Origin of the sequence: Bacillus sp. PS108, from assembly GCF_037963335.1 — a bacterium.
Lineage (GTDB): Bacteria > Bacillota > Bacilli > Bacillales > Bacillaceae > Bacillus > Bacillus subtilis.
The window spans coordinates 1-14180 of sequence record NZ_CP150155.1 but is presented as its reverse complement, the minus strand read 5'-3'; the positions used below and the strand labels follow the sequence as shown (position 1 = coordinate 14180).

7 protein-coding genes, 2 tRNA genes and 2 rRNA genes are annotated in these 14180 nt (G+C 46.1%); all 11 read right to left on the bottom strand.

Going from position 1 to position 14180, the window contains the following annotated elements; all coding sequences use genetic code 11:
• Positions 1-16 precede the first annotated feature (16 nt).
• Positions 17-2944 (bottom strand): 23S ribosomal RNA (locus NSQ16_RS00055).
• A gap of 81 nt (positions 2945-3025) precedes the next feature.
• Positions 3026-3101 (bottom strand) — tRNA-Ala (locus NSQ16_RS00050).
• An 11-nt stretch (positions 3102-3112) separates the two neighbouring features.
• A tRNA-Ile gene (locus tag NSQ16_RS00045) sits at positions 3113-3189 on the bottom strand.
• A gap of 102 nt (positions 3190-3291) precedes the next feature.
• A 16S ribosomal RNA gene (locus tag NSQ16_RS00040) occupies positions 3292-4841 on the bottom strand.
• Together the 16S and 23S rRNA genes with 2 tRNA genes alongside form the textbook arrangement of a ribosomal RNA operon.
• Before the next feature lie 289 nt (positions 4842-5130).
• Entirely contained in the window at positions 5131-7596 is a 2466-nt protein-coding gene (gyrA, locus tag NSQ16_RS00035; RefSeq protein WP_014475555.1) for a DNA topoisomerase (ATP-hydrolyzing) subunit A, read from the bottom strand.
• A gap of 210 nt (positions 7597-7806) precedes the next feature.
• On the bottom strand, positions 7807-9723 hold the full coding sequence (gyrB, locus tag NSQ16_RS00030; RefSeq protein WP_003226808.1) for a DNA topoisomerase (ATP-hydrolyzing) subunit B: 1917 nt from the start codon (positions 9721-9723) through the stop codon (positions 7807-7809).
• A gap of 54 nt (positions 9724-9777) precedes the next feature.
• Positions 9778-10023 (bottom strand): extracellular matrix regulator RemB, encoded by a 246-nt coding sequence (gene remB / locus NSQ16_RS00025; RefSeq protein WP_003219266.1) that lies wholly within the window; start codon positions 10021-10023, stop codon positions 9778-9780.
• 17 nt (positions 10024-10040) lie between these two features.
• On the bottom strand, positions 10041-11153 hold the full coding sequence (recF, locus tag NSQ16_RS00020; RefSeq protein ID WP_003243515.1) for a DNA replication/repair protein RecF: 1113 nt from the start codon (positions 11151-11153) through the stop codon (positions 10041-10043).
• Between the two features lie 15 nt (positions 11154-11168).
• The gene (gene rlbA, locus NSQ16_RS00015) at positions 11169-11384 is read right to left on the bottom strand and encodes a ribosome maturation protein RlbA (protein ID WP_003226810.1); all 216 of its coding nucleotides are present in this window, start codon (positions 11382-11384) and stop codon (positions 11169-11171) included.
• 130 nt (positions 11385-11514) lie between these two features.
• Positions 11515-12651: a DNA polymerase III subunit beta gene (gene dnaN, locus NSQ16_RS00010; RefSeq protein ID WP_003242509.1), complete on the bottom strand. Its 1137-nt coding sequence runs from the start codon at positions 12649-12651 to the stop codon at positions 11515-11517.
• 188 nt (positions 12652-12839) lie between these two features.
• Positions 12840-14180, bottom strand: a complete 1341-nt coding sequence (gene dnaA / locus NSQ16_RS00005) for a chromosomal replication initiator protein DnaA (protein ID WP_003242674.1) — start codon at positions 14178-14180, stop codon at positions 12840-12842.

Here is a 14180-nt window from a genome sequence, read left to right as displayed (position 1 = left end):
GACATCATTCAAAAATATGGTTAAGTCCTCGATCGATTAGTATCTGTCAGCTCCATGTGTCGCCACACTTCCACCTCAGACCTATCAACCTGATCATCTTTCAGGGATCTTACTTCCTTGCGGAATGGGAAATCTCATCTTGAGGGGGGCTTCATGCTTAGATGCTTTCAGCACTTATCCCGTCCGCACATAGCTACCCAGCGATGCCCTTGGCAGAACAACTGGTACACCAGCGGTGCGTCCATCCCGGTCCTCTCGTACTAAGGACAGCTCCTCTCAAATTTCCTGCGCCCGCGACGGATAGGGACCGAACTGTCTCACGACGTTCTGAACCCAGCTCGCGTACCGCTTTAATGGGCGAACAGCCCAACCCTTGGGACCGACTACAGCCCCAGGATGCGATGAGCCGACATCGAGGTGCCAAACCTCCCCGTCGATGTGGACTCTTGGGGGAGATAAGCCTGTTATCCCCGGGGTAGCTTTTATCCGTTGAGCGATGGCCCTTCCATGCGGAACCACCGGATCACTAAGCCCGACTTTCGTCCCTGCTCGACTTGTAGGTCTCGCAGTCAAGCTCCCTTGTGCCTTTACACTCTGCGAATGATTTCCAACCATTCTGAGGGAACCTTTGGGCGCCTCCGTTACCTTTTAGGAGGCGACCGCCCCAGTCAAACTGCCCACCTGACACTGTCTCCCCGCCCGATAAGGGCGGCGGGTTAGAAGGTCAATACAGCCAGGGTAGTATCCCACCGATGCCTCCACCGAAGCTGGCGCTCCGGTTTCCAAGGCTCCTACCTATCCTGTACAAGCTGTACCAACATTCAATATCAGGCTGCAGTAAAGCTCCACGGGGTCTTTCCGTCCTGTCGCGGGTAACCTGCATCTTCACAGGTACTATAATTTCACCGAGTCTCTCGTTGAGACAGTGCCCAGATCGTTGCGCCTTTCGTGCGGGTCGGAACTTACCCGACAAGGAATTTCGCTACCTTAGGACCGTTATAGTTACGGCCGCCGTTTACTGGGGCTTCAATTCGCACCTTCGCTTACGCTAAGCGCTCCTCTTAACCTTCCAGCACCGGGCAGGCGTCAGCCCCTATACTTCGCCTTACGGCTTCGCAGAGACCTGTGTTTTTGCTAAACAGTCGCCTGGGCCTATTCACTGCGGCTCTCTCGGGCTTGCACCCTAACAGAGCACCCCTTCTCCCGAAGTTACGGGGTCATTTTGCCGAGTTCCTTAACGAGAGTTCTCTCGATCACCTTAGGATTCTCTCCTCGCCTACCTGTGTCGGTTTGCGGTACGGGCACCTCTCACCTCGCTAGAGGCTTTTCTTGGCAGTGTGGAATCAGGAACTTCGCTACTATATTTCGCTCGCCATCACAGCTCAGCCTTATGGGAAACGGATTTGCCTATTTCCCAGCCTAACTGCTTGGACGCGGATATCCAATACCGCGCTTACCCTATCCTCCTGCGTCCCCCCATTGCTCAAATGGTGAGGAGGTGGTACAGGAATATCAACCTGTTGTCCATCGCCTACGCCTTTCGGCCTCGGCTTAGGTCCCGACTAACCCTGAGCGGACGAGCCTTCCTCAGGAAACCTTAGGCATTCGGTGGAGGGGATTCTCACCCCTCTTTCGCTACTCATACCGGCATTCTCACTTCTAAGCGCTCCACCAGTCCTTCCGGTCTGGCTTCACAGCCCTTAGAACGCTCTCCTACCACTGTTCGAAGAACAGTCCGCAGCTTCGGTGATACGTTTAGCCCCGGTACATTTTCGGCGCAGAGTCACTCGACCAGTGAGCTATTACGCACTCTTTAAATGGTGGCTGCTTCTAAGCCAACATCCTGGTTGTCTAAGCAACTCCACATCCTTTTCCACTTAACGTATACTTTGGGACCTTAGCTGGCGGTCTGGGCTGTTTCCCTTTCGACTACGGATCTTATCACTCGCAGTCTGACTCCCAAGGATAAGTCATTGGCATTCGGAGTTTGACTGAATTCGGTAACCCGGTAGGGGCCCCTAGTCCAATCAGTGCTCTACCTCCAAGACTCTTACCTTGAGGCTAGCCCTAAAGCTATTTCGGAGAGAACCAGCTATCTCCAGGTTCGATTGGCATTTCACCCCTACCCACACCTCATCCCCGCACTTTTCAACGTGCGTGGGTTCGGGCCTCCATTCAGTGTTACCTGAACTTCACCCTGGACATGGGTAGATCACCTGGTTTCGGGTCTACGACCACGTACTCATGCGCCCTATTCAGACTCGCTTTCGCTGCGGCTCCGCATCTTCTGCTTAACCTTGCACGGGATCGTAACTCGCCGGTTCATTCTACAAAAGGCACGCCATCACCCGTTAACGGGCTCTGACTACTTGTAGGCACACGGTTTCAGGATCTCTTTCACTCCCCTTCCGGGGTGCTTTTCACCTTTCCCTCACGGTACTGGTTCACTATCGGTCACTAGGGAGTATTTAGCCTTGGGAGATGGTCCTCCCGGATTCCGACGGAATTTCACGTGTTCCGCCGTACTCAGGATCCACTCAGGAGAGAACGAAGTTTTGACTACAGGGCTGTTACCTCCTATGGCGGGCCTTTCCAGACCTCTTCATCTACCTCGTTCCTTTGTAACTCCGTACAGAGTGTCCTACAACCCCAAGAGGCAAGCCTCTTGGTTTGGGCTGATCCCGTTTCGCTCGCCGCTACTCAGGGAATCGCATTTGCTTTCTCTTCCTCCGGGTACTTAGATGTTTCAGTTCCCCGGGTCTGCCTTCTCATATCCTATGAATTCAGATATGGATACCACTCCATTACGAGTGGTGGGTTTCCCCATTCGGAAATCTCCGGATCAAAGCTTGCTTACAGCTCCCCGAAGCATATCGGTGTTCGTCCCGTCCTTCATCGGCTCCTAGTGCCAAGGCATCCACCGTGCGCCCTTTCTAACTTAACCGTTAAAAAGAATCACTATGTGATATCTTGTATTACTAATTGAATGTGATGTCTACTGTTATCTAGTTTTCAAAGAACACGTTGGTGGAGCCTAGCGGGATCGAACCGCTGACCTCCTGCGTGCAAAGCAGGCGCTCTCCCAGCTGAGCTAAGGCCCCGTTATATAAGATGGTGGGCCTGAGTGGACTCGAACCACCGACCTCACGCTTATCAGGCGTGCGCTCTAACCAGCTGAGCTACAGGCCCATCTTAACTTATTTAAGGAACAAAGTTCCTTCAAAACTAAACAAGACAGGGAACGTTCTGTTTATAAGACCTTGGGTCTTATATTCCGCATAATATCCTTAGAAAGGAGGTGATCCAGCCGCACCTTCCGATACGGCTACCTTGTTACGACTTCACCCCAATCATCTGTCCCACCTTCGGCGGCTGGCTCCTAAAAGGTTACCTCACCGACTTCGGGTGTTACAAACTCTCGTGGTGTGACGGGCGGTGTGTACAAGGCCCGGGAACGTATTCACCGCGGCATGCTGATCCGCGATTACTAGCGATTCCAGCTTCACGCAGTCGAGTTGCAGACTGCGATCCGAACTGAGAACAGATTTGTGGGATTGGCTTAACCTCGCGGTTTCGCTGCCCTTTGTTCTGTCCATTGTAGCACGTGTGTAGCCCAGGTCATAAGGGGCATGATGATTTGACGTCATCCCCACCTTCCTCCGGTTTGTCACCGGCAGTCACCTTAGAGTGCCCAACTGAATGCTGGCAACTAAGATCAAGGGTTGCGCTCGTTGCGGGACTTAACCCAACATCTCACGACACGAGCTGACGACAACCATGCACCACCTGTCACTCTGCCCCCGAAGGGGACGTCCTATCTCTAGGATTGTCAGAGGATGTCAAGACCTGGTAAGGTTCTTCGCGTTGCTTCGAATTAAACCACATGCTCCACCGCTTGTGCGGGCCCCCGTCAATTCCTTTGAGTTTCAGTCTTGCGACCGTACTCCCCAGGCGGAGTGCTTAATGCGTTAGCTGCAGCACTAAGGGGCGGAAACCCCCTAACACTTAGCACTCATCGTTTACGGCGTGGACTACCAGGGTATCTAATCCTGTTCGCTCCCCACGCTTTCGCTCCTCAGCGTCAGTTACAGACCAGAGAGTCGCCTTCGCCACTGGTGTTCCTCCACATCTCTACGCATTTCACCGCTACACGTGGAATTCCACTCTCCTCTTCTGCACTCAAGTTCCCCAGTTTCCAATGACCCTCCCCGGTTGAGCCGGGGGCTTTCACATCAGACTTAAGAAACCGCCTGCGAGCCCTTTACGCCCAATAATTCCGGACAACGCTTGCCACCTACGTATTACCGCGGCTGCTGGCACGTAGTTAGCCGTGGCTTTCTGGTTAGGTACCGTCAAGGTACCGCCCTATTCGAACGGTACTTGTTCTTCCCTAACAACAGAGCTTTACGATCCGAAAACCTTCATCACTCACGCGGCGTTGCTCCGTCAGACTTTCGTCCATTGCGGAAGATTCCCTACTGCTGCCTCCCGTAGGAGTCTGGGCCGTGTCTCAGTCCCAGTGTGGCCGATCACCCTCTCAGGTCGGCTACGCATCGTTGCCTTGGTGAGCCGTTACCTCACCAACTAGCTAATGCGCCGCGGGTCCATCTGTAAGTGGTAGCCGAAGCCACCTTTTATGTTTGAACCATGCGGTTCAAACAACCATCCGGTATTAGCCCCGGTTTCCCGGAGTTATCCCAGTCTTACAGGCAGGTTACCCACGTGTTACTCACCCGTCCGCCGCTAACATCAGGGAGCAAGCTCCCATCTGTCCGCTCGACTTGCATGTATTAGGCACGCCGCCAGCGTTCGTCCTGAGCCAGGATCAAACTCTCCGATAAAGTAGTTTGACTGACTACGCACATCACTGTGCGATTTTCAAAAACTGAATTAACAGGTACGTTTTGTCTTGTTTAGTTTTCAAAGAACTTTGTGTACTTCTCTCGAAGCGACTACTTAATAGTAACATTTTTAGTTAACTAGGTCAATACTTTTTTGAAAAAGTTTTTACTAGTCATAATGGTCATGCTTGTGTCTTTAAAAAGACAACAGAAATGATTATACCATAATTTTTATGACTGTAAAGGGTTATGACACAAAAAAGCGCAGCTATTTCAGCTGCGCTTTTTCTCACACTTCTTCTTGTTCTTCTTCATTCTCATCTTCTTCGTTTTTCTCTACTAAAGCTACTGTAGCAACATGCTCTTCTTCTGCCATTCTGATGAGACGCACACCTTGAGTGACACGTCCGGTGATGGAGATATCATTGATGTCCATTCTGATGAGTACGCCGCTAGCTGTAATAATCATTAGATCCTCTTCACCTTTAGTAGCTTTCACTGCTACTAGTTGGCCGTTGTTCTCGGTGATTTTCGCTGTTTTGAGTCCTTTTCCGCCCCGACTTTGGGTTCTGTACTCTTCAGCCGGAGTTCGTTTTCCGTACCCTTTTTCAGTTACGATAAGGACGTGTGATTCTTCCTCTAATATCTCCATGCCGACAACAACGTCGTCATCCGTCAGGGTGATGCCTTTTACGCCCGCCGCAGTTCTTCCCATCTCCCGGACATCTGTTTCAGGGAAACGGATCAGTAAACCGTTTTTCGTTCCAATGATGATTTGTTTTGTGCCATCAGTCAGACGTACACCCATCAGTTCATCATCTTCACGAAGACCCAGAGCGATTAGACCATTGTTGCGGATATTAGCGAATTGAGATAGCGATGTTCGTTTTGAAACCCCATGCTTTGTAGTGAAGAAAAGGTAAAGCTCCGCATTGAATTCCGTGACTGGAATAATCGCGTTGATCCACTCACCCTTTTCTACCTCCAGCAGGTTAATAATCGGGATTCCTTTTGCCGTTCTGCCGTATTCAGGGATTTCATACCCTTTTGCACGATACACTTTCCCCTTGTTCGAGAAGAAGAGAATCGTGTCATGAGTTGACGTAGAGATCAAATGTTCAACGAAATCATCTTCGTTTGTTCCCATACCTTGTACACCTTTTCCGCCCCGTTTTTGACTGCGGTAAGTTGATGCAGGAAGACGTTTGACGTATCCGTTGTGCGTCAGAGTAACTACGATATTTTCTCTCTCGATGAGATCTTCATCTTCAATTGTCTCCAGTCCGGAAGTGACGATCTCAGTACGTCTTTCATCGTTAAAACGCTCTTTGATTTCCGTGAGTTCTTCACGAATGATCTCAAGCACTTTATATTCATTTGCCAAGATGTCTTTTAGCTCTGCAATTAATTTAACAAGAGATTGGTATTCTTCTTCTATCTTTTCACGTTCCAGTCCCGTTAAACGCTGGAGCCTCATATCAAGGATCGCTTGTGCTTGCTTCTCTGTCAGTGAGAATTGTTCAATTAAACCTGTTCTCGCAATTTCAGCCGTTTGAGAATTACGGATAAGGGAGATAACTGCATCGAGATGATCCAGTGCAACTCTCAATCCTTCCAGGATATGAGCTCTCGCTTCCGCTTTACGCAATTCATAAGCAGTACGGCGTCTAATGACAACTTTTTGATGGTCGAGGTAATGCTCTAGGCATTGCTTAAGAGTTAAAACTTTCGGCTGGCCATCAACAAGTGCAAGCAGGTTGATGCCAAAAGATGTTTGTAGAGCAGTTTGTTTGTACAGATTGTTTAAGATGACATTTGCATTGGCGTCGCGTCTGATTTCAATGACAATTCTCATACCTGTACGATCTGACTCATCACGCAGATCTGTGATACCCTCTATCTTTTTGTCCCTTACGAGATCGGCAATTTTCTCAATTAATTTCGCCTTATTTACTTGGTAAGGTAACTCTGTAACGATAATTCTTTCTTTACCCGAAGATGTTTGTTCGATCTCAGCTTTTGCCCGGATCGTGATAGAGCCTCGGCCTGATTCGTATGCTTTCCGGATACCGCTGCGTCCCAAGATTTGACCCGCGGTCGGGAAATCAGGCCCTGGAATGACTTCCATAAGCTCTGGAATTGTAATGTCCGGATTCTCACTGACAGCAAGTACACCGTCAATGATTTCTCCCAGCTGGTGCGGAGGAATGTTTGTTGCCATACCTACCGCAATGCCGGCAGCACCGTTCACGAGCAGATTCGGGAACCTTGAAGGCATAACGACAGGTTCTCTTTCTGACCCGTCATAGTTATCCTGGTAATCGATTGTGTCTTTTGTGATGTCACGAAGAATCTCCATTGAGATTTTAGACATTCTTGCTTCTGTATAACGCATGGCCGCCGCTGAGTCTCCGTCAACAGAACCGAAGTTTCCGTGACCGTCAACGAGCATATAACGGTAGTTGAAATCCTGAGCCATTCTGACCATGGATTCATATACCGCTGAATCACCGTGCGGGTGGTATTTCCCGATAACTTCTCCAACGATACGCGCGGATTTTTTATAAGGCTTGTCACTTGTCATGCCTAAATCATTCATTGCATACAAAATCCGTCTATGAACCGGTTTTAAACCGTCTCGAACATCTGGAAGAGCACGGGACACGATAACGCTCATTGCATAATCCAAGAAGGACGTACGCATTTCCTGACTGATATTTATTTCACGAACTTGTGGTGTGTTTTGTTCACTCATTAAAAAACCTCCCTGAAGTATCACATGAAATATGTGGGAGTAGATTGTCCATTATGACCTTCAATACGATTTCACTATTCTCCATTATATCAATAAACTTATGATTATACACATTAAATTGCTAGAATATATAGGTATTGCAAGCATTGCTGCATCTGATCTTGTTCAGAAAAAAGCCTTATTTCTTATTGGAAATAAGGCTTTTTATGATTAGATGTCAAGATTTTTAACGTATCTCGCATTCGCTTCTATGAAGTTTCGGCGCGGTTCTACCTTGTCGCCCATAAGCATTTCAAAAGTCTCGTCCGCATCCATTGCATCTTCAAGAGTTACCTGAAGAAGTGTTCTGGAACTAGGATCCATGGTTGTCTCCCATAGCTGGGTGGCATTCATTTCACCAAGACCTTTGTAACGCTGCAGTCCAGGCTTAGGCGTTTGAGGAAGAGTTTTTAACAGCTCTTCAAGCTCCTTGTCATTGTACGCATATTCAACGCGTTTCCCCTGTTGAACCTTGTAGAGCGGCGGCTGCGCAATGTACACGTAGCCATTTTCGATAATTTGGCGCATATATCTGTAAAAGAACGTTAACAGAAGTGTTCTGATGTGCGCGCCGTCAACATCGGCATCTGTCATAATGACAACTTTGTGGTAACGGGCTTTCTCAAGGTTGAAGTCTTCCCCAATACCTGTGCCGAGCGCTGTGATCATAGAGCGAACTTCGTTGTTAGAAAGGATTTTATCCAGTCTGGCCTTTTCAACGTTTAGGATTTTACCTCTAAGCGGCAAAATGGCTTGGAAATGTCTGTCGCGTCCTTGTTTAGCAGATCCTCCGGCAGAGTCACCCTCTACGATATATAACTCGGAGATGCTCGGATCTTTTGAAGAGCAGTCCGCTAACTTACCGGGCAGGTTTGAAATTTCCAAAGCACTCTTACGACGTGTTAGTTCACGGGCTTTTTTCGCAGCCATTCTTGCTCTTGCCGCCATTAAGCCTTTATCGACAATTTTTTTGGCTGCATCTGGATTTTCCAGCATAAATGTTTCCATCGCCGTAGAAAATAACGTATCGGTGATCGTCCGTGCTTCTGAGTTGCCCAGCTTTGTTTTCGTTTGGCCCTCAAACTGCGGATCAGGGTGTTTGATTGAAATAATCGCTGTCAGCCCTTCCCTTACGTCATCTCCGCTTAGGTTTGGATCATTTTCTTTAATAAGCCCTTTTTTTCTGGCGTAATCGTTGATAACACGAGTCAGGCCCGTTTTGAAGCCAGCTTCATGGGTACCGCCTTCGTACGTGTTAATGTTGTTTGTAAACGAGTAAATGTTGCTTGTGTAGCTGTCATTGTATTGCAAAGCCACTTCAACCGTAATGCCGTCCTTTTCGCCTTCAATGTAAATCGGCTCTTCATGGACAACCTCTTTAGAGCGGTTTAAATACTCTACATAACTTTTAATTCCGCCTTCGTAATGGTATTCATTTTTGCGCTCTTGTCCTTCACGTTTATCCTCAATCGTGATGTTTACGCCCTTTGTTAAAAAGGCTAATTCACGTACGCGGTTGGCAAGCAGATCATAATCATACTCGGTTGTTTCTGAGAAAATTTCAGGGTCCGGGACAAAATGTGTCGTCGTTCCTGTATGATCCGTTTCGCCAATGATTTCAAGGTCTGTAACCGGAACTCCGCGTTTATAAGTTTGGCGGTGAATTTTACCGTCACGGTGAACCGTCACATCAAGCTCTGTTGATAGTGCGTTTACGACAGACGCACCTACACCGTGTAATCCTCCGGATACTTTATAGCCGCTTCCGTCAAATTTTCCTCCGGCATGAAGTACCGTCATAATGACTTCTACCGCAGGACGGCCCATTTTTTCATGAATACCGACTGGAATACCGCGGCCATTATCTACAACCGTGATACTGTTGTCTTTTTCGATTTGGATATTGATATCCGTACAATAACCGGCGAGGGCTTCGTCAATACTATTGTCGACAATTTCCCATACCAGGTGGTGAAGGCCTTTGCTGTTTGTCGAACCGATATACATCCCCGGTCTTTTACGAACAGCTTCCAATCCTTCTAGTACCTGTATCTGATTTTCATCATAACTGTTTTGCTGCTGTTCCATAGCCACGTCATTCACCTACACTTTTCTAAACGATATATTCGTGATAAAAAATTTCTAAGAATCTATTTCAAACATAAATTGCGCACGTTTTTTTAATGTGCTGGAAGATAAGGGAGAGTAATATATATTCTGAACCGTGACTACGATAGATTTGGGCGTGCCGTTTACGGAAGGCACCACCTTGTGTTTCTGTTTTTTCAGAAATTCTTCAACAATAGGCGACATGTTGGCTTTAAAGTCAAAAATGCCGACAATATCTCGTGTTGAAACCACAAAGTCATCACCTAAATGAATATACAATTGCTCACCTCATTTCTTCACTTCACTAACGCACCATTTTGCACACGGAACATTCCTGCTTGACGTAAGGTTTCGTGATCAATGCCATCAACGCTTGTCGTTGTGACAAACGTTTGTACACGGCCTTGGATCGTATGAAGCAAGTGTGACTGGCGATAATCATCCAGTTCACTCAGTACATCATCCAATAGTAAAATGGGATATTCTCCGATTTCTTCATGGATCAGGTCAATCTCCGCCAGCTTAAGGGACAACGCCGTCGTTCGCTGCTGTCCTTGAGAACCATACGTCTGCACATCGCGTCCGTTCACATAGAAAAGAACATCATCGCGATGAGGCCCTGACAGCGTCACACCACGCTCAATTTCTTTTTCTCTTAATTTAGAAAACGCTTCTTGATAGCTATCTCCTATTTTCGACAAATCTAGGGGATCTGATACATCAAGAGCTGTATGGTATTTCAGGGTCAGTTCTTCAAGCCCTCTTGAGATGCCTGCATGGATGGGCTGCGCCCATTTCTCGAGCTGTGCTGTAAACTGCAGGCGTTTTACGACGACTTTTGCTGCAACTTCTACAAGCTGATCGGTCAGAACATCGAGCATCGTCCGGTCAGTTTGTTTTCTTGTTTGCAGCTGTTTCAAAAAATGATTCCGCTGGGAAAGGATTTTCTGGTAAAGAGAAAGATCATGAAGGTAGACGGGAGAAACCTGTCCGATTTCCATGTCAAGAAACCGCCTTCTCACTTGAGGGCTTCCCTTTACAAGATTTAAATCTTCCGGCGCGAACATAATGGTGTTGAGGGCCCCGACATACTGGCTGAGCTTTTGCTGTTCAATATGATTGACCTTGCCCTTTTTACCCTTTTTGGAGATGACGAGCTGCATCGGGATTGCCCCGTTTTGCTTCATCACTCTTCCCTCTATTTTAGCATAGTCTTTGTCCCACCGTATAAGTTCTTTGTCATTTGATGTCCGGTGCGATTTCGCCATGGACAAGACATAGATCGCCTCCATGAGGTTTGTCTTCCCCTGGGCGTTTTCTCCGATGATCACATTTACTTTATTTTCAAATTGAAGTTCAGCATGGTCGTAGTTGCGGTAAGATGTCAGTTCTAAGTTCTGGATATACAATCAGTGTCACCCGCTTTAATTGACGACTTGAAATGAACCAAATCCTTCAATCTCTACCACATCTCCAACATACAGTTTTCTGCCCCGGCGGTTGTCCGGCTCATCGTTCACAAGCACTTCATGCTCGCTTAAAAACCACTTCGCCATACCGCCAGACTGAATCACATCGGCTAATTTTAAAAATTGTCCGAGTGTAATCATCTCTGTATCAATTGAAATCGGATTTGCCATTATATCGACCTCTTTCAAATATCACTAATATCTAATTGTACTAAAAAAAAACGAATTAGGGAAAGGGAAAACTTGTCGGAGCAGATACCGAATAGAAAAGCTGCCGACAAGTCGGCAGCAGTGTATCGGATTAATAGGTTCTGACAGGAAGGATAAGCTGTACAATCGTTTCATCATTCGGCGTGCGAATTAAGAAAGGTCTCATTGCGCCTGTAAAGCTTACGCGTATTTCTGCTCCTTCAAGCACCTTTAGTGCATCCAGCATATATTTTGGACTAAAAGAGATATTTAATTCCTCACCTTCAATTTGATCCGCAACAATTGCTTCCACAACTTTACCGATTTCCGGCGAGTTGGAGGAAATTTCAATGGATTCAGCCGGTTTTGCGGACAGTTTTACAACGTTGTTGCGTCCCTCTCTAGCTAAAAGAGATGCACGATCAATGGCCTGAAGGAATTCTTTTGTGTTCACAATGATTTCTGTTTTGCTGTCTTGCGGAATCAGGCTGGTTGTGTCTGGATAATTCCCGTCCAGAAGCCGTGAGAAGAATAAGACGTTTTTCGCTTTAAACAGAACTTGGGTTTCTGTGATGACGATATCTACAAGTTCCTGGTTGTCATCTAAAATCTTGCTGAGTTCAGTTAAACTTTTTCCTGGAATCACGACGTTATAAGATCTGTCTTCTGGAATATCAAGTTTTGCCTTTCTTAATGCAAGACGGTGGCTATCCGTTGCAGTGCATAATAATTCACTTTGCTCCACTTTCCAGTTTACACCTGTCAAGATAGGGCGTGTTTCTGAGGTGGACACTGCAAATACTGTTTGTCTGATTAGATTTTTTAACAAATCAGTTGGGATCTGAATCGCATGATGCTCTTCAATCTGCGGCAAGTGCGGATATTCATCAGCATCCAGTCCGTTTAGATTAAATTCAGCTTTACCAGAACGGATAATCGTCAAATACTGATTTTGGACTTCAATTTCTACAGTTGCCATCGGCAATTTTTTTACAATTTCACTAAAAAAGCGAGCCTGTAAAACGATGCTTCCGGGCTGTTCAATAGTGACAATTTCTTTATCTCCTTCTTCTTTTGGAATGAAGGATTCAATAGAAATATCTGAGTCACTCCCTGTAAAGGATACTCCATCATCTGATGCAACAATTTTAATACCAGTCAGAATGGGAATCGTGGTTCTGGATGAAACTGCTTTTAATACATCTTGGACACTTTCAACAAGACGATCTTTTTGAATCGTGAATTTCATTTTTATCCTCCTAACGGATAATGTATTAATATATATATTTATAAAAAATAGTAGAAGTAATAGTAGGGCCTGTGGATTTGTGGATAAGTTGTGAAAAAGACAGGAAACACAGCCTATCCACATGTGGACAGACTGTGTATGACTTCCGAAAAGTTATTCACACTTTCCCCGATTGATCCCCGGTCCTGCTATTTAAGCTGTTCTTTAATTTCTTTTACATGCTGCTGAAGCTGTTCATCATCTGCCAGCAGTTTTGAAATTTTTTCATGCGCATGAATAACGGTCGTATGATCACGTCCTCCAAACTCTTCACCGATTTTAGGAAGAGAGGAATCAGTCATTTCCCTTGATAAGTACATGGCGATTTGACGCGGAAAAGCTACTGACTTTGTCCGTTTTTTTGCTTTGAAATCCTCGAGTTTAATATTAAATTGCTGGCCTACTACCCTCTGAATTTCCTTTATCGTAATGACTTTCGGTTTTGAGGAAGGAATAATATCTTTCAACGCCTCAGCGGCTAGATCAGCATTAATATCTTTATTAATTAAAGATGAATAAGCGACAACTCTGATTAATGCTCCTTCGAGTTCCCGAATATTGCTGTCGATTTGATTCGCGATGTAAAGCATAACCTCGTTCGGAATATCGAGGCCTTCTGCTTTGGCTTTTTTTCTTAAAATCGCAATTCTCGTTTCTAGATCAGGCGGTGTGATATCTGTAATAAGTCCCCATTCAAAACGTGAGCGCAATCTGTCCTCAAGTGTCGGAATTTCCTTTGGCGGTCGGTCACTTGAAATGACGATTTGTTTGCTTTCTTCGTGCAATGTGTTAAATGTATGGAAAAATTCTTCCTGGGTTTGTTCTTTCCCCGCTAAAAATTGAATATCATCTATCAAAAGCACATCAACATTTCGATAGCGATTGCGGAAGTCGACGGCTTTATTATCTCGGATAGAGTTGATGAATTCGTTTGTAAATTTCTCAGAAGACAGATAAACCACTTTGGCAGAAGGATTATGATCTATTACATAATGGCCGATCGCATGCATTAAGTGCGTTTTCCCTAAGCCGACGCCCCCATATATAAATAAAGGGTTATAAGCTTTCGCGGGTGCTTCCGCTACTGCGAGGGAAGCGGCGTGTGCAAATCGGTTTCCAGATCCGATGACAAAAGTATCAAAAGTATATTTTGGATTGAGCATATTTTGAGGAAAATCAGATGTATCTTCTTTGACCGCTTTTTTAACTTGCGGTTTCGGCATAAAGTCCTCAACATCTTGATTTTGAGGAATGACAAACTTAATGCTCAATTCTTCCCCGGTTAATTCATATATAGTATCTGCAATCAGATGCAAGTATCTGGACTCCAGCCAGTCTCTGGCAAATTCATTGGGAGCCGTGATTGTTAATGTATCGCCTTGCAGTGAGTGGGCTTTGGTTGACTTCATCCAAGTCTCAAAACTCGGTTTGCTCAACTTTTTTTCGATTTGAGCAAGGGCTTGGTTCCACAGGTCTAATATATTTTCCAT